We start from the raw sequence: 24,031 nt of genomic DNA, 5'->3' as shown, positions 1-24,031 counted from the left end.
TATTCACCCTCTATAATTTTTAGCATCCCTTCCTATTCAGCAAAAAAAATGCCACATCGACTTTATTTGTTTTATTGCATTACTTTTTTACATCTCTCGCAAAAATTCCCCCCAACGGTTTTAATTTGCTTATTTTTAAAATCTTTGAATTATTAGCATCAACAAATACCGTCAAATCATGGGCCCTTCCAATTAAGGGGATGTACCCAATTTCGTCACATTTGGACGCGCACAGTCCAATAAACTCATCCAACTCAGACTGAATGTTTTCTCCATTGAGCCTGCGTAATTGATCTAACCCCCTAAGTTGCTGCTTTACATCCTGCTCTATTTCATCATATTCCACATAATATTCCGGGATGTTTTGTACATCGCGCCCCCCAGACACTGCCGCCAAGACAATATCCCGTGCCTCCTGTTCATTTTCAGGCAGCCTTGCCCCTATGACTTTCGGGCCGAATAGAGGCAACCTTTTAAATTCTGGCTTAGTAACAGCCAGCAAATCTTCCTTTGTTATTTCATTCGCATATACAACATCAAACCTGTCTGCGTTAAACACCAAATAAACAGGCCGCGCGAGAAACAACACCACCACACCATAAAACAAAGCACCCAATTGAATTAGTACCACAAACATCATGTCTCGTTTTAATTCGCGCTTTTTAGGGTTAAAAATAATGAGCGTGATAAGCGGCCCCAATACCCAGTCAACCAAAAGCAATAATACAAAGATCTCATAAACACCACTCGCGTAGGCCAGTAACCCAGGATACCAGAGCAAAAAAACTAGCGCCGCAACCAGCCCAACAACTCCAATGGAGGCCAGTAGATGCATAAAAGACGCTTGATATCTATTTAACGCCAAAATAGAAATCATAAAAAATTCTCCAAAAAAAACGCCCGCAAGCGGGCGTCATTAAATCTAATGTTTAATTATCTAACAAATTAACGACACTCAGACGGCGCATACTTTGCTGGCATAGTACCCACTGCACGACTTGCCAATAAACGAGCTGTCGCGGTCTGAACGGTTGCACTACCGCACGCCCAATCAACAGCACCCGCAGATGCCGCAGTAGGGGCAGCACCTTGCACATTAGGTGTGAATGTTAATGTTGTAAGATTCAGACCGGTTGGAATACCATTTTCGGCCGTCGCACGCAAAACGACAGTAATAGTCCAAGGCGTAGCTGTCTGAATTGTTACATCTTGTACATACTTAGATTGTCTTTCTGCCAGAGCGGTGGCATTGAAGCCTGTAGCTGCAGCAGTCAAGCCGGTAATACCGTCAGTTTGAAACGCTTCACTCATCAGGCCTTTTGCAGCAGAACCAGCAATAATTGCCTCGCCCACTTTGGCGCGAACGGTATAGTCTTGGTACGCAGGCAACGCAATTGCAGCCAAAATACCGATAATCGCAACAACGATCATCAATTCAATCAGGGTAAAACCACTTTGCATTGTTTTTTTCATAGAAATCTCCGAGGATTAAGAACGACTAAATTACGTTTTTTGGAAACACAATAAGGAAAGAGCAATCACCGTGCCAACTACCAAGTAACGCTGTCTTCATTTAGCGCACACCAACAATCTAAAGCTTGAAATCAAAACTCACGCTCCAAATCCAAAACTTGCTGCGCATGCTTACAACCGCCCTTGTGACAATTTTTGTCATCAAGTGACAAAATCAAATCAAATAATACACACAGCTACAATCAATTAGCGTAACTAGCCCCTTGTATTCATATTAAGAGATGCAATACTAGATCACATAAGATTTGCTGCTCAAAGAGCAGCTATTTTGGATGCACTCTGCCAGCGCCTCCAAATTCCCACCCAACCTCAGGTAATTCGTTGTATGAACTCCCCAGCCGTCACCCTGAATGGTTTAGCGCGCCGCCTCGTAGCGGATAACTTATTGGATCTGGAGCTTGCACGCAAAGCAACGCTACAGGCAACAAAAGACAAGGTTCCATTTGTACAGCATCTTGTTGTGCATTCTATTCTTGATGCACGCACTATAGCCCAAGTCGCCGCCGAAGAGTTTGGCTCCCCGATATTCGATTTAGATGCGCTTATTCGCGAGGGAATACCGCAGAAACTAGTCGACGATAAACTCATCAAAAAGCATCACACCCTACCTTTAGCGCGCCGCGGCAATCGCCTTTTTCTGGCCGTTACTGACCCCACCGACCTACATGCGCTCGATGAGATAAAATTTAACACCGGAATCAATACCGAGGCAGTTCTCGTCGAGGCAGACAAGCTTAAAGTTGCCATTGAAAAGTACCTGAATGCACAAGAAGAGACTCTCGGAGACGCACTAGGAGGGCTCGATGATGATCTCGATGATATGGACGTTGAGACTATTGATAACAACCACCCAGCCGAGGATAAGGATGGCCTTGAAGCTGACGAAGCGCCAATCGTTAAATATATAAACAAAGTCCTGCTCGATGCAATCAAAGGAGGCGCTTCTGACATCCACTTTGAGCCCTATGAGAAATCTTATCGAATTCGCTTCCGTACTGATGGCGTTTTACACGAAGTGTCGCGCCCACCCGTAAATCTTGCATTCCGCATGGCAGCTCGCTTAAAAGTTATGTCGCAAATGGATATTTCTGAGCGCCGAGTTCCTCAAGACGGCCGCATAAAACTGAAGGTATCAAAAACTCGCGCCATCGATTTTCGTGTCAACACTCTACCCACACTCTTTGGCGAAAAGATTGTACTGCGTATTCTGGACCCCAGCTCCGCAAAATTAGGTATTGATGCCTTAGGCTACGAAGATGTTCAGAAAAAGCTCTTTATGGATGCTCTGGCTCAGTCGCAGGGTATGATTTTAGTGACTGGCCCAACCGGTAGCGGTAAAACCGTCTCACTCTATACGGGCCTTAACATTCTTAATACTCCTGAGTTAAATATTTCGACCGCAGAAGACCCCGTCGAAATAAACCTTGAGGGAATTAACCAAGTTCAAATGAATACCAAAGTCGGGCTTACCTTTGCGGAAGCCTTGCGCTCCTTCTTACGCCAAGACCCCGACATAGTGATGGTAGGGGAAATCCGTGACCTAGAAACCGCAGAAATTGCCATTAAAGCTGCGCAAACAGGTCACTTGGTGCTTTCTACCCTTCACACCAATAGCGCCCCTGAAACATTGACCCGCTTGATGAATATGGGGGTTCCTGCGTTTAATATTGCAACCAGTGTGAGCTTGATTATTGCTCAACGCCTTGCACGACGCCTCTGCCCTAGCTGCAAAAAAGTCGCCACAGACATTCCTGCCGACATACTTACACAGGAAGGCTTTGATGAAATTGGCATTCCACGCGAAGAGTTTCAACTTTTTCACGCCGTAGGCTGTGAAAAATGCACGGGAGGCTATCGCGGCAGGGTGGGCGTTTATGAAGTGGTTCGCATTACCCCCACAATCGCCAACCTTATAATGGAGGGCGGCAATTCGCTCCAAATTGCGCGCGCCGCGAAAGAAGCAGGCTTTAATAATTTACGTGTTTCCGCATTGCGCAAAGTAGCAATGGGAATGACCAGCCTTGAAGAGGCTAATCGAGTTACCAAGGATTAACCTATGGCAAGTATTACAGCAACCAAAACGAAATCTACGACAAAAGCTAAGCAACAGCCAACATCGAATACCTATGTATATAAGGGCACGGATAAACGTGGCAATAAAATCCAAGGCGAGACCAATGGTACCAGCCCTGCAATTGTTAAAGCACTCCTGTTAAAGCAAGGCATTAATGTAAAATCTGTCAGCAAAAAATCAAAGCCTCTTTTTGGCACTGGTGGTAAGGCCATTAAACCTGCTGACATAGCCGTTTTCTCTCGCCAAATGGCCACCATGATGAAAGCGGGCGTCCCTCTAGTACAAGCTTTCGATATAGTAGCCGATGGTTTAGACAACCCTAATTTGCGTAAACTAGTGCTCACTATTCGCGATAGTGTCGCAGCAGGTGGTGGTTTCGCGAACTCATTAAAAGAGCATCCAAAATATTTTGACGACCTATTTTGTAATCTCGTAGATGCAGGCGAACAGTCTGGCGCACTTGAAACCATGCTCGACAGAATCGCCACCTACAAAGAAAAAACTGAATCCCTCAAAGCAAAAATTAAAAAAGCACTTAGCTACCCTATAGCTGTAGTCGTTGTTGCCATAGTCGTTACTGGAATATTACTGGTAAAAGTCGTGCCTCAATTTGCATCTACATTTAGCAGCTTTGGAGCGGAGTTACCCGCATTTACCTTATTTGTTTTAAACCTTTCAGAGCTGGCTCAAGCTTATTGGTTTATGATTTTAATAGGCATGATCACGAGCTTTTTTCTATTTAAAGAGGCAGTTCGTCGATCTCCAAAATTTGAGTACTTAGTAGACAAATACATGCTTAAGGCACCCATTATTGGTCAAATACTATATCTATCGGTAATGGCCCGCTTTGCGCGTACTCTTGCAACAACGTTTGCTGCAGGTGTCCCTTTAATTGATGCGCTGACGTCTGTTGCGGGCGCCGCGGGCAACAAAATATACACCGAAGCGATTATTAGAGTACGCGAGGATGTATCTACTGGCCTTCAGTTGAACACCGCACTAAAAAGTAGGAATATTTTCCCTACCCTTCTTATACAGATGGCTGCTATCGGCGAGGAGTCAGGCGCGCTAGACGCCATGCTCGATAAAGTTGCCGTTTACTATGAGGAAGCCGTCGACAACATGGTCGACAGCCTTACGTCTTTGTTGGAGCCTTTAATTATGTCTGTATTAGGGGTACTAGTTGGCGGCCTAATGATTGCCATGTATATGCCTATTTTCCAACTTGGCGCGGTTGTTTAATGACTATTATTGAAACTGTTTTTATTGGCCATGAAATTTTTCTAGTAGTTTGCGCTCTTGTACTTGGTTTATTAGTCGGCAGCTTTTTAAATGTTGTTATCTATCGCCTCCCTAAAATGATGGAGAAGGACTGGCGAGATCAATGCGAAGAATTTTTAACGACTGACGATAATTTGGGGGGCATTCCGACCCCTCAGGCATCAACCGCTAGCAGCAAGGAACCCTTTAACCTTATGGTTCCTGCTTCTACATGTCCCCACTGTGGGCATAAAATTAGAGCATGGGAGAACATTCCCATTATTAGCTATGTGTTTTTAAAAGGTAACTGTTCCAGTTGTAAATCTGGAATTTCAATCCGCTATCCTATTATTGAACTTGTTACCGGCCTACTATCGGCAGTGATTATTTATCTATATGGCCCCACCCTTACTGGCTTGGCAGCACTGGCATTTACGTGGTGCCTAATCGCCTTAACCATGATTGATATTGATACCTATTTACTGCCAGACGACATAACCTTACCACTGCTTTGGTTAGGACTCATTTGTAATAGCTTCGGATTATTTACTAGTTTGAGTAGCGCGCTTTGGGGAGCAATTTTTGGATATCTGTCACTTTGGTCTTTTTATAAGTTGTTTAAACTTATAACGGGTAAAGAAGGCATGGGCTATGGGGACTTTAAATTGCTCGCCGCGCTCGGAGCTTGGATGGGGTGGCAATTTTTACTACAAATTATTTTACTGTCCTCCATTGTCGGCGCGATCATTGGTATATCGATGATATTAATTCGCGGTCGCGATAAGAACATTCCCATTCCTTTTGGTCCCTATCTCGCCATAGCAGGCTGGATTGCATTGGTATGGGGAAAAGAGATTAACCAGATTTATTTGGGATTGTTTGTGTATGCGTGACAGCGACAGCTCACCACTGCTAGTAGGCCTGACGGGGGGCATAGGCAGCGGCAAAACTACGGTAAGCGATAGATTCAAATCTTTTGGCATTCAAGTAATTGACGCAGATATTGTAGCAAGACAAGTAGTTGAGCCAGGTAGTGAAGCTTTAATTGCTATCGCCAAACATTTCGGCACCGCTCTACTTACAGCAGAAGGCACCCTAGATAGAGCAAGCTTACGTCAAATTATTTTCAGTAATGAACAAGAAAAATCTTGGCTAGAACAGCTGCTGCATCCATTAATTAATACCGAAATTCGCTCGTTGCTATCACAGGCCTCCAGTGCCTACGCAATTTTATCATCACCTTTACTACTCGAAACACAGCAGTATGAGTTGGTGGATCGCATACTTGTCGTAGATACCAGTGAGCAATTACAGATTGAACGCGCCAGCGCTCGTGACAATGCCGATCCGATCCAAACTCAGGCCATAATTGCAAGCCAAATGTCTCGTATGGAACGCTGTAACAGAGCCAACGATATTATCCAAAACTACGACGGTTTGAATGAGCTCTACCAGCAGACGGATAAACTACATCAACTCTATCTCGAAATAGCTGCCACACAAGATTAGACACCATATTAATGACATTACATCCACTTAAAATACGCAAGGCCACCAACCACCTATGCAAACAAATACGCCCATTACCTTGAAATGCCCATGTTGCACCAAAGAAATTGTGTGGAGTGATGACTTTCCAGAACGCCCTTTTTGCAGCGAGCGCTGCCGCTTAATTGATTTAGGCGAGTGGGCAAGTGAAGGCCATAAGATTCCTGGCGCGCCCCTCAATACAGTACCTAACATTGAAGATGAAGACTTTTAAAGTGGCTAATATTTTAGGTGTCAGCAATCCAAGTAAAACTGCCGTTGAAAGTTAGCGCAACCTAGCACCTACCGCATCCACCAACAACGAATCGCAGCAACCCCTTGAGCACCTGCCTCAAGAGCATCACATCTATCAAGATGACTCAACCCACCTAAGGCATACACAGGAATATTTACGCCTTTAACCAAGGCTGTAAATTCCTCCCACCCAAGTGACTCTGCCTCGGGATGCGATTGAGTCACCCTTACCGGAGACAACAAGACGTAATCCATTCCCAACGTCTGAGCATGAGCCAATTCGCTCGCATCGTGACAAGATGCGCTGCATAAAAACCGCGAGGATATTGGACGACTAGACGATGCCATTAACAAATGACGATTAAGATGCAATCCAAGGTTGCTATGGGGGTATTGCTCGACAATTAAGGTATAAGTATCAACGCTACAATTAAGTATGAGTCGTGCTCCAGACTGCTTTGTTAGCTCAATTGCATGGCTTATATATGAAGCATGCAAAGATAAATTCAAATCCTTAATTCGCAATTGAATTAGCTTAATGTTTTGCGCCAAAGCTGATTGCAGCTTCAGAGAGAAATCCTCAAATGAAGAAAACTCACCCGTGATGCACAAATACTCCGGTAGGCCTAATGCTTGAAGAATGGGGGTATTGGCTGCAGGGAATTCGTAATCACGCAACTCATCTATAGTGACCCAGCGGATTGGCTGCCCTTCGTTACCGCTAGCCAGCCCGCTGAAAGAAGTGACGCGGTGAACGTCAAGCAACACAGATTTATCACCATAGTGGTGACGGATTTGAATTAAAGGAATATGAGCAAGCACATCAATCGCCAACTCCTCCTTCAGCTCACGCAGCAAGGCTTGCACAACCGATTCGCCAGCATCAACCTTACCGCCCGGGAACTCCCATAACCCACCTTGGTGGGCGGCGGCGGCACGCTTTGCTATGAGCACCTTACCGTCGGTATTAATAATAACGCCAACGGCAACATGCACTAACTGGCTCACAATCTAAAACTCATCAACTAAGAGCGATAATCAGCATTAATCCGCACGTACTCATAAGACAAATCCGTCGTCCAAACGGTTTCCGCAAAACTACCGCGCCCCAAGTCTATATTAATAGTGATCTCAGCCTGACTCATGACGGCCTGCCCTTGTGCCTCAGTATAAGTACTTGCACGCCCACCTTTTTCAACGATTAGAACATCATTGAGATGGACAACAACTTTAGTTGCATCAAGGTCGTTTAAACCTGCATATCCAATCGCAGCTACTATTCGACCCCAGTTTGGATCTGACGCAAACAATGCAGTTTTAATAAGGGGAGAGTGCGCAACCGCATAGGCCACATCTAGGCATTCATCACGATTGGCTCCGCCACTTACAGCAACAGTAACAAACTTAGTAGCCCCTTCACCATCGCTCACGATACTTTTAGCTAAATGAATATATGCGGCCAGAATGACTTCGCGCAATTTTTGATAGAGTTCATCGCCAGCGTCAGTGACTTCCACAACACCTGAGCCACCTGTAGCAATCAAGATACAAGAATCATTCGTCGAGGTATCTCCATCAATCGTAATGCGATTGAAAGACCTGTCTGCTGCTTCGCGTGAGAGCTGCTGCAGCAAAGCCGGAGAAACTTTGGCATCGGTCGCGATATAACCCAACATCGTCGCCATATTAGGTTTAATCATTCCGGCACCCTTAGAGATGCCGTTTACGGTAATCACGTGCCCTTGGTGTTCAAATTGCGTGCTAAAACCCTTAGGGCGAGTATCCGTGGTCATAATACCTGCGGCGGCATCATCCCAACCCAATTCAGTAGCATTACTGATTGCCTCAGGTATTACCGCGATGATTTTTGCAACGGGCAATGGCTCCCCAATAACACCCGTAGAGAATGGTAAGACCTGCTCAGGCTGCACACCTGTTATTTCCGCAATAGCGGAACAGGTTGCCTTAGCATCAAGCAAACCCTGCTCCCCAGTGCATGCATTAGCATTTCCAGAATTAATAACCAAGTAGCGGATAGCTGCGGTGTGTGCCAAATGTGCGCGACATAATGTTACAGGTGCCGCACAAAACGCATTTTTAGTAAAAACGCCCGCAACACAACTTCCTTCTGCCAGCTCAAATAGCACCACATCGCGGCGCCCAACTTTTTTAATACCTGCGCTTACCGCTGTAAGCTTTACCCCTTTTACAGGATGCATTGTTGGAAAAGGATATTCGCCTACTGCCATGATTTTTTAACCTTAAATCTTAATGTTGATAATTGTTTTAATCACGTTAATTATTCAAGTTGCCCGTGGCAGCTCTTAAACTTCTTTCCTGACCCACAGGGACACGGATCATTGCGGCCAACCTTACGACCTTCACGTACCATAGGGGTCGCCTGGCGATTACTCGGTGCTGCAACTTCTGGTGCACCTAAGGCAGATAATTCATCGTGACGTAATTGCATTTTTTGACGAGCCAATTCCTCGCGGCGGCGATTTTCCATCTCATCCATTTGCTCACGCGTTATGGGTTCGACGCGCGCCATTAAATGCACTGTTTCACGCTTAACGGAAATTAGCAGCTGCTGAAACATTTCAAATGCTTCGCGTTTATATTCTTGCTTCGGATTCTTTTGCGCATAAGAACGCAAATTAATCCCTTGGCGCAAGTGATCCATTGACGCCAAGTGCTCCTTCCAAGCATTGTCCAATACTTGCAGCATTACCTGTTTTTCAATTTCGAAGAGAATTTCACCTATTCGCTCACACTTGGTTTCGTAAGCAGCCTGCACCTCTTCTAATACTTTTTTGCGTAGACTTTCCTCATGCAAGCGTGTGTCTTCTTCTAACCATTTAGCTATGGGTAGACGCAAACCAAAATCGGTTTCGACTTGTTTCTCAAGACCCGGAATATCCCACTGATCTTCAATCGACTGCGGGGGGACAAAACCATTGATTAGCTCTTCTACAACCTCTTCTCGAATTGCATTAACTGTGTCGCGAATAGAATCAGCATCTAGCAGCTCATTACGCTGATGATAAATAATTTGACGCTGATCATTTGAAACATCGTCAAACTCCAATAGTTGCTTACGAATATCAAAGTTGCGCCCTTCTACCTTGCGCTGCGCTTTTTCAATCGCGTTATTAACCATTCGATGTTCAATCGCCTCACCCTTCTCCATCCCCAAAGCTTGCATGAAGCTGCGCACTCGCTCAGAGGCAAAAATACGCATGAGGTTATCTTCAAGCGATAAATAGAAGCAGGTTAAACCTGGGTCACCCTGACGGCCGGCACGACCGCGTAACTGGTTATCAATACGACGCGATTCGTGACGTTCAGTACCAATGATATGTAAGCCGCCAGCTGCCTGCACAACCTCGTGACGTTTTTTCCACTCAGCCTTTATTTCAGAAATCTGTTCCGGCGTAGGATTCTGTAGCTTTTCTATATCCGATTCCCAGCGTCCACCCAAAACAATATCGGTACCACGTCCGGCCATATTGGTCGCAATAGTCACAGCCCCGGGACGCCCAGCTTGCGCAATAATTTCTGCCTCCTGCGCGTGAAACTTAGCATTCAAAACTTGATGGACTATACCTGCGGCAGCTAAGCGGCGCGACATTTCTTCCGACGTTTCAATCGAGGCCGTACCCACTAAAATAGGCGCGTTCAATGCCTGAAATGCCTTAACATCATCAACAATTGCCGCATATTTTTCTTCCAAGGATAAAAACACCTTGTCATTCATGTCTTGGCGCTGCTTAGGTTTATTCGTTGGTATTACTACTACATCCAAACCATAAATTTCACGGAATTCAAATGCTTCTGTATCGGCAGTACCAGTCATACCCGACAGAGTTGGGTAGAGGCGGAAATAGTTTTGAAAGGTCGTCGACGCCAAAGTTTGACTCTCACTTTGAATTTCAACACCTTCTTTTGCTTCTAGCGCCTGATGTAAACCTTCAGATAGACGACGACCGTGCATGGTACGTCCAGTATGCTCATCAATTAAAACAACCTGACCTTCTTGTACAATATATTCAACATCAAGATGAAAAAGCGCATGGGCACGCAGTGCAGAGTTAACGTGATGCAGTAGTGTAAGATTGTTTGCCGCATAAAGATTTTGATCCGCCTGCAAAAGTTTGGCATCAATCAAAAGCTCTTCAACACGCTGATGCCCATCTTCTGTCAGTTCAACTTGACGTGACTTTTCATCTACCGTGTAATCGCCCGCTTTCGTGATAACCTTTCGATCACCATCTTCACCATTGTCAATTTGCAAGGTCAACTTCATAACCAGTTGATTCATACGCTTATATAATTCTGAGCTATTTTCTGCAGCCCCTGAAATTACTAGTGGCGTACGCGCCTCATCTATAAGAATAGAATCCACTTCATCTACTACAGCAAAGTTTAAAGGGCGCTGCACTTTATCGCGTTTGCTTAAAGCCATATTATCTCGCAGATAATCAAAGCCATATTCATTGTTAGTACCATAGGTAATGTCGGAGAGATAAGCTTCGCGCTTCACATTTGGCGCCTGCATAGATTGAATAATGCCGACCGACAAACCCAGAAATTCATACACAGGGCGCATCCAATTTGCGTCGCGACTAGCAAGATAATCGTTCACCGTCACAATATGCACGCCTTTACCTGCAAGAGCATGTAAATAGCTAGGTAAAGTGGACACAAGAGTTTTACCTTCACCTGTGCGCATCTCAGCAATACGCCCTTCATGCAGCGCCATACCACCCATTAACTGCACATCAAAATGACGCATTCCCATTACTCTACGACTTGCTTCACGAACTGTCGCAAATGCCTCAGGTAATAATTGATCAAGAGTCTCTCCTTGAGCAAAACGCGTACGATATTCTTCCGTTTTCGCCTTTAATGCGTCATCCGAAAGTTTTTCAAAATCGGCCTCTAATGCATTAACACGCACAACCAGCTTGCCCATTCGTTTTAATTCGCGTTCATTTTTTGAACCAAATAATGCCTTGATTAACTTACCGATCATTTTCTATACCGTAATAAACATAAATTCAGAGTAATTTGCACAGTAAAAGCAGCGAAATTAAAGATATTCACCGATTTTTAGAGCTGGCAAGTAAATAGGAAGGAGCGAACGAAAGCAAGCAAGAAGCCGCTTAAGTTGCAAAGATTCTAGATTTAGCGAATGGTGCGGCGGATGTATGTAGAGGGGTCGACAACACGACCGTTTTGATAAACTTCGAAATGCACGTGAGGTGCTGTAGAGCGACCAGTAGAGCCTGACAAGGCAATAACCTGACCCTTTTTCACCACATCACCCGCTTTTACTAAATTGGTTTTGTTGTGAGCATAACGCGTAACCAAGCCCGCAGTATGTTTGATTTCAACCATATTGCCGTATTCAGGATGCCGGCCGGACCAATTCACCACGCCAGCGGCGACGCTACTGACTTCACTGCCTGAACGCGCAGTAAAATCTATACCCGAGTGAAATGCTTTTTTGCCGGTAAACGGGTCCGTTCTATAACCAAAGGGAGAGGTAATCCATGCATTGGGAACTGGCGCGCCTGCGACAAAAGCCTGCTGTTTTAGGTCGCGACTAGAAAGCAGCGCATCTATAGTGCTTAACTGCTGTTCACGGCTATCTAATTGATCGGAAAAGTGATCTAAAGCCGCAAAAAAATCAGGCTTTTCATAAGCTTCATCGGGAGCCGCCTGCGATGGCCCACCATAGGCAGGCACTTGATTGAAATCGAACTCACCCTCATCTAGATTAGCAGCGGATGTTAATTTCTCACCTAATGCATCCAAACGCATGAGGCGCGCCTGTAACTCTGCCATTTTACTTGTAAGCGCTTCAATTTTAGCTTCCGAGGTACGTCGCTCTTCTTCTATGTCTGAAACATCTGATTCCCGCGCTGAAAGTATTTCGCTCCACGCCTTGGTGTCTGCACTAAATAATTCACCCTTCTCTGCCGAGACTAACCAACTATAGCCCCAAGCCCCCACCACAGTGGGAATCCCCAACAAACACACAGACAGAAACGCACGCGTCCACCCACCGAGGGTAATACTGCGAGCCTGTGCATGATTTTTGTTGACGATAATAATTTTCATTCAGAAATCTACTCTTGGGCCCATATATTATTATGAGGGCACATTATACTCGTGAAGCAAACCCATAGGATTTACACCAAAAAGCGTCGAATTTCAGAGATTGACTTTAGTATCCTAGACCAAACACTGATACCTTGCGTTAAAAAATGGTAATAAGTGTTTATATTCAAGCAGTTACACATTGTTTTGCGGGGAAACTCGCTGTGTAAATATCCTTTGCCGAACGTAAAAAAGAACGATCAACTGGAATATCTCACAATTGGGAATCGATTAACAAGTAAAAAGATGCCTTGGTTTAAAAAATGATCACTCTATCAATGTTTTTTTACGCCGCAGCAAGCGACGGGATATAAGCAATGGGGGGAGCCGAACCTTCGTCAAACGTCACAAGCTCCCACGCATCAGGCTGATCAATCAGTTGGCGCAAAACGCGATTGTTGAGTGAATGGCCCGACTTATGTGCGCGAAATTCCCCAATAATACTGTTACCTAAAAGATAGAGGTCGCCTATCGCATCCAATACTTTGTGCTTTACAAACTCATCATCGAATCTCAGTCCATCCTCATTAAGGATTCGATAATCATCTACAACAATCGCATTATCCATACTGCCGCCACGGGCTAAACCTTTAGAGCGTAGATACTCTATTTCGTGCATAAAACCAAAAGTGCGAGCGCGACTTATATCTTTAACAAAAGACGCGCTGGAGAAATCCATCTCTGTATGCAAGCTCCGCCCCTTAAATACCGGATGATCAAAAGCGATAGAAAAAGAAATTTTAAATCCATCAAACGGAACAAAACTTGCCACTTTATCGCCATCAACCAAGACTACATCCTTGAGAATCCGCACGAATTTTTTACGCGCACTTTGCTCCAGCACACCTGCCGACTGCAACAAAAAGACAAAAGGGCTAGCGCTACCATCCATAATAGGAATTTCCGGCGCATCCAACTCAACAATTGCGTTGTCGATACCTAAGCCAGCCATTGCCGACATCAAATGTTCAATCGTAGACACGCGAACATCACCGGCAACCAAGCAAGTCGATAGTGTAGTTTCACCCACATTTTTAGCAGTTGCCTTAATCTCCACCACTGGATCGAGATCAACACGACGAAAAACAACTCCCGAATTAACGGGGGCTGGCTTTAGGGTTAAGTGAATCATCTGTCCCGTATGCAAGCCCACACCCGCTGTATGGATAGTGTTTTTTAGTGTCCGCTGATTGCTCATCTTGTAGCGCTACCCTTTGAGAATTATTGCAGTGCATGAAATTGATCTGATTGAATAATCGGCCACACCTAACACCAAGGTTAAATACAGCCATAAAAAATATAATATATTCAACACATTAGGAGCGCAGGCTCCATTAAGCGCATGCGCCCCCGAAACCAAATACTATCAACTCACTCACTCTCGAACCAGTTACTTAGTACAATCAACATCATAGCAAAAGCCTTTGAAGGCTATTTATCAATCAGCCTGACGACGTAAAAAAGCGGGAATATCCAAATATTCTAACTCTTTGTCACCCAATGGCGCAGCCAAAGCAGCAGCACTGGCAGATTGCGCGTTAGCACGCAAATGTGCGGGACGATCTAGGGTCGCATAGTCAACAGGTGGAGCTGCACGACGAGTATTATCCACCACAACTTTAGTCGCAGCTGCCTTAGTGTCTTTAGTGGTTGTAGACTTTCTAATCAATCCCAAACCCGTTGCCACAACCGTTACACGCAGTTCATTGCTCATTTCTGGATCGATAACTGTTCCTACCACCACCGTAGCATCTGCTGATGCGAATTCTTCGATGGTGTCACCTACCTCAGAATACTCACCCAAAGACAAATCTATACCGGCGGTAATATTTACCAAAATTCCGCGCGCGCCTTGCAGATCCACATCTTCCAACAACGGACTGCGAATGGCAGCTTCAGCGGCTTCGCGCGCGCGATGCTCTCCGGTTGCGCGACCCGTTCCCATCATGGCCATACCCATTTCACCCATAACCGTGCGCACATCTGCAAAATCTACGTTGATCATACCGGGACGAATAATTAAATCGGCAATGCCCTGAACAGCGCCAAGTAAAACATTGTTGGCAGCCTTAAAGGCATCCAACAGGCTGGTTGATTTCCCCAAAACAGACAATAACTTTTCATTTGGAATCGTAATAAGTGAGTCAACCCGCTCGCCCAACTCTAATATGCCAGCTTCGGCAATTGCCATACGCTTGCGCCCTTCAAAAGGAAAGGGCTTAGTAACCACAGCAACCGTCAATATCCCCAAATCACGAGCTACTTCAGCCACGATTGGCGCGGCACCTGTACCTGTACCGCCCCCCATACCCGCAGCGATAAACACCATATCGGCACCACGCAATACTTCTGCAATTCGTTCGCGATCTTCCATTGCAGCCTGACGACCCACTTCTGGATTGGCGCCAGCACCCAATCCTTTGGTCATGGTATTACCTAACTGCAACACTGTGCGCGCATCTATGTCTTTCAATGCTTGGGCATCAGTATTCGCGCAGATAAACTCCACACCTTCAATGTTACTGGCGATCATGTGCTTAACCGCGTTGCCGCCGCCACCACCCACACCGATCACTTTGATTACTGCGTTTTGATGGATACTATCGACTAATTCAAACATGGCCACACCCCTTTTGTCCTTGAATCAAACTAAGAAAAATAAATTTGGTTTACTTTGCAACGGTACAAAACAATAAAATACAAATAACGCTAAAAGCTGCTTTGAAAAATCTTTTTAATTTTGCTAAAAATAGACCCTTGAGACTCTTTAGTGTTCTGTGTTGAACGCCCACCGGTTTGCTGTTGCTTCATGGCATAAATCAACAAACCAACACCTGTGGAATAAATAGGGTTATTCACTATGTCCGACAAACCACGAATATTCTGTGGGGCACCTAAACGCACGGGCATATGAAAAATTTCTTCCGCGAGTTCAATAACACCTTCCATTTTGGAAGTACCCCCGGTCAGCACTATGCCGGCTGCAATTAAATCTTCAAAACCACTACGGCGTAATTCAGCTTGCACCAAGGTAAAGAGTTCGTCATAACGAGGCTCTACCACTTCGGCCAACGCCTGCCGTGATAGATCACGCGGCTGACGATCACCTACGCTAGGCACTTTGATAGTTTCATCTGGGCTGGTCAACTTCGCCAACGCACAGGCATATTTGATTTTTATCTCTTCCGCATTCGGTGTAGGCGTACGTAATGCCATAGCAATATCGTTGGTGACCTGATCACCCGCAATCGGAATAACACCCGTATGACGAATTGCACCATCTTTAAAAATAGCTATGTCAGTGGTGCCGCCACCGATATCAACTACGCATACACCTAATTCTTTTTCATCGTCAGTCAAGACGGCATAACTAGAGGCCAACTGCTCCAAAATAATATCTTCAACTTCTAGACCACAGCGACGAATACACTTTTCAATATTTTGTGCCGCATTTACCGCACAGGTTACCAAATGGACTTTAGCTTCCAAACGAACACCCGACATTCCCAGCGGTTCTTTAACACCGTCTTGATCATCGATCAAAAATTCCTGCGGTAATATGTGCAGAATTTTTTGATCTGCCGGTATCGCCACAGCCTGCGCAGCATCTATTACTCGCTCCAAATCCTGAGCAAACACTTCACGATCTCGAATTGCCACAATGCCATGAGAGTTCAGGCTACGAATATGGCTACCAGCAATACCCGCATACACTGAATGAATTTGACATCCAGCCATTAATTCAGCTTCTTCGATTGCGCGCTGAATGGATAAAACTGTCGACTCTATATTGACCACTACACCTTTTTTCAGCCCGCTGGATTTATGCGAGCCTATGCCCACAATTTCCAACTGTCCTTCTAGGTTGATAGCACCAACGATAGCCACAACCTTGGATGTCCCTATATCCAGGCCGACAATCATTTTGTTGTCACTAACGTTTGCCATGCATTAACCTCATTATCCCGCTTTGCTTCAGTCACTTCAGTCTTCTAGCTCACTGAGAGCATCCTGATTTGAATATCTGTTTTATGCCTATACCACCCAATTTTGGGGCGCTATTTACTTACTACATGATTCTTAATGTGCTTTTTTGCCATCTCTGAATCTTCCACCCAACGCACCGCAACACCATTTGTGTAACGCACATCAATTGTATTTACATCGCTCCAGACCGCACTCAGATAATTGTCGTATACAGTAACAAATCTACGCATTTTTTCCATCACCTGATCGCGCCCAATTGCGATTTCTACAGCATTTTTTATCGTTAATCGCCAAGATTTTTTGTTGTCACACTTTAAAGCCACAACTTCTAGACCACGAGAGCGTAAAAGCTGGGATAGATCTTGGTATTGCTGCAAAATCTCGACACTATCTGCTTCATTTCCTTGTAGCCATGGCAACCCAACAAGGCGCTCTAACTTTTCCACTTTAACAATTTCACCGCGCTGATTTAAAAAACCATCCCCCCAACGCGCTATGGGTTTTTGCTCTGCAATTTTAACCACTAAGGTATCTGGCCAACGGCGATTTAAGCTTACCGACTCAACCCAAGAATCTTCCATCAAAGCGCGTTTCAGCCGCATTAAATCAAGCTGTAAAAAATCACCATCAATTTCGCGTTCAAGCAACTCTGTTGCACGTTGTTTAGAGATAAAGTGAAACTCTCCCTCAACGACCACACTTTTAATGGGCCGCTCCAACAATTTCGCTATGGGCTCACTTACCCAATAAAGTGCCAAAACCAAAACACTGAGCAGCATCGTTATTGCAAACTTACGGCTCAACAAGTTCACCCACCAACGCGGCGCGCCCCCCTTTGCATTGGAGCGCTGAATTCGTTCTCCGCGTGGAGACACCTGTGAATATCCTTGCTCACGCTTAGTGATTGCACCTGCTCCGCGCGTTGCTCGCGGTGGCGGTGACTCCAGCAACACATCCCGACTAGCGCCCGATGCACCCACATCAGCTTTTTTTCGCCCTGATTTAATCTGCTGATTTGAGCTGCGATGATCATCACGCAAGCCCGTAGCAACAAGCGGCTCATCGGCAAAAATTGCGTCATCAGCACCGCGCTTGCCCAATCCTTTTAGGTCACGCATATCAACTACAACTTAACCTTGAGACTTGCAGATAGTATGGAGCTTACCAATTCAGCAAATGACAACCCTACAGCCTTGGCGGCCATAGGAACCAAGCTGTGACTGGTCATACCTGGTGCAGTATTGACTTCGAGCAGATAAAAATTCTGTTGCGCATCCGCCATTACATCTACACGCCCCCACCCACGACACCCCACCGCATTAAATGCCTTCAAGGCTAAATTTTTTAATTCCTGTTCTTTCTCTGCACTCAGACCACAAGGACAGAGATAGCGGGTATCTTCCGCGATATACTTGGCATCAAAGTCATAAAAGCTATGATCGGTTTCCAGTTTAATCGCAGGCAGTGCAACGCCATCTAAAATAGCAACCGTATATTCTGCACCAACAATAAGGCGCTCAACCAACACACTGCCTTGATAGTCTTTTGCTTTATCAAAAGCATCTTCAAGTTCACTTGCCGTATGCGCCCGCGACATCCCAATACTGGAACCTTCATTGGCAGGCTTTACGATCACCTCCCCGCCCAATTGTGCGAGCACGGAAGCGAAATCTGAATCGCGATTCAATACTGCGAACTCTGGTGTCGGTAAACCTTGTACACCATTAATATTGACGCCACGCCAAAGCTGCTTAGTACGCAACTTATCCATTGCCAGCGCAGAAGACTGCACATCGCTGCCGGTGTAAGGAATTTTCAAAAATTCTAAAAGTGCCTGAATCCGCCCATCTTCACCACCAGGGCCATGAAGTGCGAGAAAAGCACGATCAATTTTTGCCGCTTGCAGATCCGCAATAACATTTTCACTCACATCTATTGCGACATGATCAATTCCCGCTTCCGCCAATGCCGCGATCACCGCAGCACCACTTTGCAATGACACCTCACGTTCAGCTGAGAGCCCACCTAAGAGCACGCCAACGCGTCCAATTTTTTGTTTTAGGGCTGCATCAAGTGGCAGTTTTACAGCTTGCATATTTCGATAAACCTCTAGCGCAAGTTACGCTTTGCTAATTCAGGAGAGAGCACGCCTACATTGCCGGCGCCCTGAGTAATTACGATATCACCAGCGCGCACTATGTCTTTAACTATATCCGGCACACCCTCAACACTCTCAACAAAAATGGGTTCGATCACTCCGCGTGCACGAATACTGCGACACAGATGCCGACTATCAGCACCGGGAATTGCATCTTCACCCGCGCTATAAACCTCTAGCAGCACTAAAGCATCAACAGTTGACAACACATCAACAAAATCTTCATACAAGTCGCGCGTACGTGTATACCTATGTGGCTGATAAATCATCACTAATCGACGCTCTGGCCAACCATCGCGTACAGCCTTAATGACCGCTGCCACTTCTCGGGGGTGATGACCGTAATCATCCACCAACATCGCCTCACCTTCCGCGATCGGGAAATTACCATAGACCTCAAAACGACGCCCAACCCCTTGAAAATTCTCAAGCCCAGATTGAATGGCTTCATTACTAATTTTTTCATCGCTTGCAACTGCAATCACTGCCAATGCGTTTAGCACATTGTGAATACCTGGGATATTGATGCGGATATGAAGCAGATCATCACTGCCTGGACGCACCACATCAAATTCAGAGTGCATCTTGTCTTGCTTAACATTTAGCGCACGAAAATCACAATGCTCTGCCAAACCATAGGTCAAAATTGGGCGTGCTATATCAGGGATAATCTCACTGATTATCGGATCATCGCCGCACAGAACTGCTAAACCATAAAAAGGTAGGTTGTGTAAAAACTCTACGAAGGTCTTTTTCAACTTTGAAAAATCACCACCATAGGTCTCCATATGATCAGCATCAATATTGGTCACTATGGCAACCATAGGCTGCAAATGTAAAAACGATGCATCGCTCTCATCGGCTTCAGCGACTAAATAACGGCTTGCACCTAACTGCGCATTAGTACCCGTACTATTAACCAATCCACCAATAATAAAGGTAGGATCTTGCTTAGCGGCAGCGAGAATAGACGCAAGCAAACTTGTCGTTGTTGTTTTTCCATGAGTACCCGCAACTGCAATACCATGGCGATAGCGCATTAATTCTCCGAGCATTTCTGCACGGCGCACAATAGGAATACGCAACTCACGCGCACCAACCATTTCAGGATTGGTGGCATGTACTGCACTGGAGTTCACGACTACATCTGCGCCTTTAACATTGTCCTTGGTGTGACCGATAAAAATAATAGCGCCCTTACGGGCCAAGCGCTCAGTTACACTTGATGCTTTAATATCAGAGCCGGAAATTTCATACCCCTGATTAATTAAAACCTCAGCAATACCACTCATACCAGCGCCGCCGATACCAATAAAATGAATGCGACGAATACGACGCATCTCAGGAACGCAATAAAATCCTATGGATTCATCAAGGGGTTTATCCAAGGGCCACCTCCACACAGCTATCTGCTACTTGCGCGGCTGAATTAGCTTGCGCTAACTCCCGGGCTTTTTCCGCCATCACCATCAAATGATCGCGGTCAGCGAATTGAGTTAATAAAAGTGCAGCCAATTTGGCTGCCGACAAATCAGCTTGAGCGACAGCAATACCGGCTCCCGCTTCCGTTAAATTTTTTGCATTCCACGTTTGATGATCATCAATTGCACTGGGCAGCGGAATTAATATCGATGCGACACCTGCCATCATAATTTCAGAAACAGTTAGAGCGCCGGCACGACAAATCACCATGTCAGCCCAATCGTAAGCTGAGGCCATATCGTCAATAAAAGCCTCAACCTTCCCCTCAACTTTATAGTGTGCATAACCCGCAGCAGTGCCTTCTTGATGACTGGTACCCGTTTGATGCCACACCTCAGGCCGATTATCTGGCGCCAACTCGGCTAATGCCTGAGGTACTAATTCATTAATCGCTTTGGCCCCCAAACTGCCACCTAAAACCAATAAATGTAATGGTGCTTTTTGCGCAGCGCGCGCAGCGTAACGAACATTGACCAAGGGTAAATCCTGTATCGCCTTTCGCACCGGGTTACCAACAACCGCAGATACCGCAACACGCCCTTTTTTAAACGCATGAGGAAATGCACAAAGCACACGCTGTGCAAATTTAGCGAGCAAACGATTTGTGGTGCCCGCCACCGCATTCTGCTCATGAATCACCAAAGGAATGGCCAATACTTTCGCAGCCAAACCACCTGGGCCAGAGGCAAACCCCCCAAAACCTATGACGACCTGAGGCTTAATCTGGCGCAATAACTTTACCGCCTGAAATACTGCAAAGCTCACGAGAAAGGGCGCTTTAATTAAACCTAATATGCCGCGACCACGAACACCTTCTACCTTAAGTAAATGCAACGGAATATTGGCTGCAGGCACCAAGCGATTTTCAATGCCGCGCTCTGTCCCCAGCCAATCAACTACAGCACCGCGTTCACGCAACTCTTCTGCAACGGACAAAGCAGGAAATACATGGCCGCCAGTACCGCCCGCCATAATTAATACACGTAAGTTATTCGCCATCGCATTCGTCATGCCGCTGCCTCCAGCATACTGGTGCGTACTGGTTTTCGCGCTGCGGGAACAACTGGCGAATGCCCCGCCAATTCCCAATGTGCGCGCATAACGAATGCCATTAATAAACAACAAATCAATAGACTACTACCGCCATAGCTAATAAATGGCAAAGTCAAACCCTTAGTAGGCAGCAATCCAGAAGACACACCTATATTGACGAATACTTGAAAGCTAAACAAAATGGCAATACCAAATGTCGCCAAGGCTGGGAACATTCTACCTTCAGCCAAATTATGTTTGGCGAGCAAAAGAATGCGTACAATCAACGCTGCAAATAATCCAATAATAACGGCCGCTCCGAGCAGGCCGAATTCTTCTGCAATAATGGCAAAAATAAAATCGGTATGAGCCTCAGGCAAAAAGAACAGCTTTTGCAAACTATTACCTAAGCCCAACCCCACCCATTCACCGCGACCAAAACCAATCAAAGACTGCGTCAATTGATAACCGGTATTAAATTGATCTGCCCAGGGGTCAAGAAAGGTAATTAGGCGCTGCATGCGATAGGGCGACAAAATAGCAACAGAGGCCAAGCCGCCTACACCAATCATAATCAACAATAGAAAGTGCCAAATACGCACGCCTGCAATAAACATCATGGCAAACACAGTCACGCTCAATACCACCGAACTACCAAAATCTGGCTCCAAAAGCAGCAACCCAACAAATACACCCACGATTAATAACGGTTTGAGAAAACCCTGCCAGCCAAAGTGTAATTCTTGATAACGACGCGCAAAGAAACTGGCAAAAAATACCACTGCACAAAATTTTGCAATTTCTGATACCTGTATCGAAATGATCCCCAACCCAAACCACCGCTGGCTACCATTTACCTTTTTGCCGATACCCGGTATTAACACCACAACCAATAGAAACAATGTAATTAACAATAAATGCCCAGCATAGCGCTGCCAAAAACTCATAGGTACGCAGACAACAAATGCAGCGAGCGCTAAGCCCATTAAAATATAAACACCATGGCGCTTAGCAAAAAACCACGCGTCATTATAATTGGCGGCAGCAAATGCAACCGAGGCCGATGACACCATCACCAATCCAATTGACATCAAGACCAACCAGAGACACAACATGGTCCAATCCATGCGCATACTCAGCGTCAATTGATGATTTGGCGTAGCAGATTGGCTCATGGTTTATTAACCTCCTGCGCCAAAGCCGCTACAGCTGAGCAAAATTGCTCGCCGCGATCTTCATAATTTTTAAACATATCGAAGCTCGCACAGGCAGGCGAGAGCAACACGGCATCACCGGGAGCCGCTAAATTAAATGCATCTTTTATGGCGTCCGACATTGTTTCTGCAAAAGATAGTGCAACGTCTGAACCTACAGCTGCAGCAATGACCGGCGCATCGCGACCTATGAGCACTAAACGGCAATTCACTTGTGCAAAGATCGCGCATAACTCAGAAAAATTTTGTTCTTTACCTTCACCGCCCATAATCACAATCAATTGCTGCGGGTTGCGCGCCAAGCCTTTAATCGCGGCAAGGGTTGCACCTATATTGGTACCTTTAGAATCGTTATAAAACTCCACACCTTTTATTTGCGCAACAAACTCACAGCGATGACGCAAACCACTGAAAGTTTTTAATGTGGCTAGCATTGCCTCCATAGAAATGCCTGCTGCGTCCCCTAAGGCCAGCGCAGCCAGTGCATTATCTACATTGTGTGTACCACGAATTTTCAGCTCAGATGCGGGCATGAGACGCGTAAGATTTTTCGCTAAATAACTTACACCCTCGTCATCAATCACGCCAAAACTGCCAAAGTCTGCTTTACCACCAAAAAAAATCGGCTTGGCTCCGGCAGCTAAAGGCGGCTGACTGAGCGGGTCATTGCGATTAACAACAATTTTTTCAGCACCGAAATAGACTCGCAACTTCGCTAACACATATGCACGCATATCGTTGTAGCGATCCATATGATCGGCGCTAATATTCAAAATAGTCGCCACTTTTGCATTGAGCTTACTCACAGTCTCCAATTGAAAACTGGACAGTTCCATAACATAGAGTTCGATATCATCTGCAAGCAATTCAAGCGCTGGCGTACCGAGGTTGCCGCCCACTGCCACCTTAATTCCGGCGTGAGCTGCCATTTCACCCACGAGCGTGGTCACAGTACTTTTTGCATTGGATCCTGTAATGGCCACAATAGGCGCCTTGGCATAACGTACAAATAATTCAATGTCGCCAATCACAGGAACACCTGCGGCTTGCGCCTGCACTAACACGGGAGTTGCCAAGGCAATTCCTGGGCTTACAATAATTTCATCGCAGGCCAAAAGTGTTTCAATATTTAGATCCCCACATTCAATCGTACTCAGCGGAAATTCTTGCTGCACCTTCGCTAGATTAGGCGGCGTCGCACGGGTATCAAGCAATACAAATGCCTGTTGTTGACTCGTCAAAAAGCGCGCCACAGACAACCCGGTAATACCGGTGCCGATAATGGCTTTTAGCTTGCTTGTGGCGATCAACTGGGACACAAAATATTTCCTATAAAGAAATTAT

20 protein-coding genes are annotated in these 24,031 nt (G+C 45.6%); 5 read left to right on the top strand and 15 right to left on the bottom strand.

All coding sequences use genetic code 11. The features are described from left to right. Positions 1-79: 79 nt before the first annotated feature. Together tfpZ and AC0KUT_RS04800 are read right to left on the bottom strand one after the other, a co-directional pair. Entirely contained in the window at positions 80-835 is a 756-nt protein-coding gene (tfpZ, locus tag AC0KUT_RS04805) for a TfpX/TfpZ family type IV pilin accessory protein (protein ID WP_488835642.1), read from the bottom strand. A 110-nt stretch (positions 836-945) separates the two neighbouring features. Then, entirely contained in the window at positions 946-1,473 is a 528-nt protein-coding gene (locus AC0KUT_RS04800; RefSeq protein ID WP_488833960.1) for a pilin, read from the bottom strand. A gap of 385 nt (positions 1,474-1,858) precedes the next feature. Between AC0KUT_RS04800 and pilB the strand changes: the two genes are divergently transcribed. From pilB to AC0KUT_RS04775, 5 genes are read left to right on the top strand one after another with little or no spacing between them, the layout of a single operon-like run. Continuing rightward, the gene (gene pilB, locus AC0KUT_RS04795) at positions 1,859-3,586 is read left to right on the top strand and encodes a type IV-A pilus assembly ATPase PilB (protein ID WP_488833958.1); all 1,728 of its coding nucleotides are present in this window, start codon (positions 1,859-1,861) and stop codon (positions 3,584-3,586) included. Between the two features lie 3 nt (positions 3,587-3,589). Further along, on the top strand, positions 3,590-4,849 hold the full coding sequence (locus AC0KUT_RS04790; RefSeq protein WP_488833954.1) for a type II secretion system F family protein: 1,260 nt from the start codon (positions 3,590-3,592) through the stop codon (positions 4,847-4,849). After that, positions 4,849-5,760 (top strand): prepilin peptidase, encoded by a 912-nt coding sequence (locus AC0KUT_RS04785; protein WP_488833952.1) that lies wholly within the window; start codon positions 4,849-4,851, stop codon positions 5,758-5,760. Before AC0KUT_RS04790 ends, AC0KUT_RS04785 begins: the two co-directional genes overlap by 1 nt. Next, the gene (gene coaE, locus AC0KUT_RS04780; protein ID WP_488833949.1) at positions 5,753-6,376 is read left to right on the top strand and encodes a dephospho-CoA kinase; all 624 of its coding nucleotides are present in this window, start codon (positions 5,753-5,755) and stop codon (positions 6,374-6,376) included. The genes AC0KUT_RS04785 and coaE overlap by 8 nt, the downstream gene beginning before the upstream one ends. 55 nt (positions 6,377-6,431) lie before the next feature. Further along, positions 6,432-6,629, top strand: a complete 198-nt coding sequence (locus tag AC0KUT_RS04775) for a DNA gyrase inhibitor YacG (RefSeq protein ID WP_488833948.1) — start codon at positions 6,432-6,434, stop codon at positions 6,627-6,629. A 68-nt stretch (positions 6,630-6,697) separates the two neighbouring features. On the opposite strand, the gene AC0KUT_RS04770 is transcribed toward AC0KUT_RS04775, so the two are convergent. From AC0KUT_RS04770 to murD, 13 genes are all read right to left on the bottom strand, one after another. After that, positions 6,698-7,657, bottom strand: a complete 960-nt coding sequence (locus AC0KUT_RS04770; RefSeq protein WP_488833946.1) for a Nudix family hydrolase — start codon at positions 7,655-7,657, stop codon at positions 6,698-6,700. A 17-nt stretch (positions 7,658-7,674) separates the two neighbouring features. Beyond that, positions 7,675-8,898 carry a bifunctional glutamate N-acetyltransferase/amino-acid acetyltransferase ArgJ gene (gene argJ, locus AC0KUT_RS04765; protein WP_488833944.1) on the bottom strand — a complete coding sequence of 408 codons (1,224 nt, stop codon included), beginning with the start codon at positions 8,896-8,898 and terminating at the stop codon, positions 7,675-7,677. Positions 8,899-8,948: 50 nt separating this feature from the next. Further along, on the bottom strand, positions 8,949-11,684 hold the full coding sequence (gene secA / locus AC0KUT_RS04760; protein ID WP_488833942.1) for a preprotein translocase subunit SecA: 2,736 nt from the start codon (positions 11,682-11,684) through the stop codon (positions 8,949-8,951). A 152-nt stretch (positions 11,685-11,836) separates the two neighbouring features. Then, the gene (locus AC0KUT_RS04755) at positions 11,837-12,775 is read right to left on the bottom strand and encodes a M23 family metallopeptidase (protein WP_488833941.1); all 939 of its coding nucleotides are present in this window, start codon (positions 12,773-12,775) and stop codon (positions 11,837-11,839) included. A gap of 325 nt (positions 12,776-13,100) precedes the next feature. Further along, positions 13,101-14,012, bottom strand: coding sequence for a UDP-3-O-acyl-N-acetylglucosamine deacetylase (gene lpxC / locus AC0KUT_RS04750; protein WP_488833939.1), 912 nt, complete (start codon positions 14,010-14,012; stop codon positions 13,101-13,103). Between the two features lie 240 nt (positions 14,013-14,252). Next, positions 14,253-15,434: a cell division protein FtsZ gene (gene ftsZ, locus AC0KUT_RS04745; protein ID WP_488833937.1), complete on the bottom strand. Its 1,182-nt coding sequence runs from the start codon at positions 15,432-15,434 to the stop codon at positions 14,253-14,255. An 89-nt stretch (positions 15,435-15,523) separates the two neighbouring features. Continuing rightward, on the bottom strand, positions 15,524-16,762 hold the full coding sequence (gene ftsA / locus AC0KUT_RS04740) for a cell division protein FtsA (RefSeq protein ID WP_488833936.1): 1,239 nt from the start codon (positions 16,760-16,762) through the stop codon (positions 15,524-15,526). Positions 16,763-16,872: 110 nt separating this feature from the next. Beyond that, complete coding sequence (locus tag AC0KUT_RS04735; RefSeq protein ID WP_488833934.1) at positions 16,873-17,919, bottom strand: cell division protein FtsQ/DivIB; 1,047 nt, start codon at positions 17,917-17,919, stop codon at positions 16,873-16,875. A 5-nt stretch (positions 17,920-17,924) separates the two neighbouring features. Further along, entirely contained in the window at positions 17,925-18,896 is a 972-nt protein-coding gene (locus tag AC0KUT_RS04730) for a D-alanine--D-alanine ligase (RefSeq protein WP_488833932.1), read from the bottom strand. Between the two features lie 14 nt (positions 18,897-18,910). After that, entirely contained in the window at positions 18,911-20,299 is a 1,389-nt protein-coding gene (gene murC, locus AC0KUT_RS04725) for a UDP-N-acetylmuramate--L-alanine ligase (RefSeq protein ID WP_488835640.1), read from the bottom strand. Positions 20,300-20,339: 40 nt separating this feature from the next. After that, the gene (gene murG, locus AC0KUT_RS04720) at positions 20,340-21,452 is read right to left on the bottom strand and encodes an undecaprenyldiphospho-muramoylpentapeptide beta-N-acetylglucosaminyltransferase (RefSeq protein ID WP_488833930.1); all 1,113 of its coding nucleotides are present in this window, start codon (positions 21,450-21,452) and stop codon (positions 20,340-20,342) included. Next, positions 21,449-22,648 (bottom strand): putative lipid II flippase FtsW, encoded by a 1,200-nt coding sequence (gene ftsW, locus AC0KUT_RS04715; protein ID WP_488833929.1) that lies wholly within the window; start codon positions 22,646-22,648, stop codon positions 21,449-21,451. The genes murG and ftsW overlap by 4 nt, the downstream gene beginning before the upstream one ends. Then, the gene (murD, locus tag AC0KUT_RS04710) at positions 22,645-24,006 is read right to left on the bottom strand and encodes a UDP-N-acetylmuramoyl-L-alanine--D-glutamate ligase (RefSeq protein WP_488833927.1); all 1,362 of its coding nucleotides are present in this window, start codon (positions 24,004-24,006) and stop codon (positions 22,645-22,647) included. Before murD ends, ftsW begins: the two co-directional genes overlap by 4 nt. Positions 24,007-24,031 lie beyond the last annotated feature (25 nt).

This window comes from Cellvibrio sp. 25HG11W-0 (genome assembly GCF_057815475.1).
The sequence above is the reverse complement of the archived record's forward strand: the minus strand, read 5'-3'. Positions and strand labels throughout refer to the sequence as shown.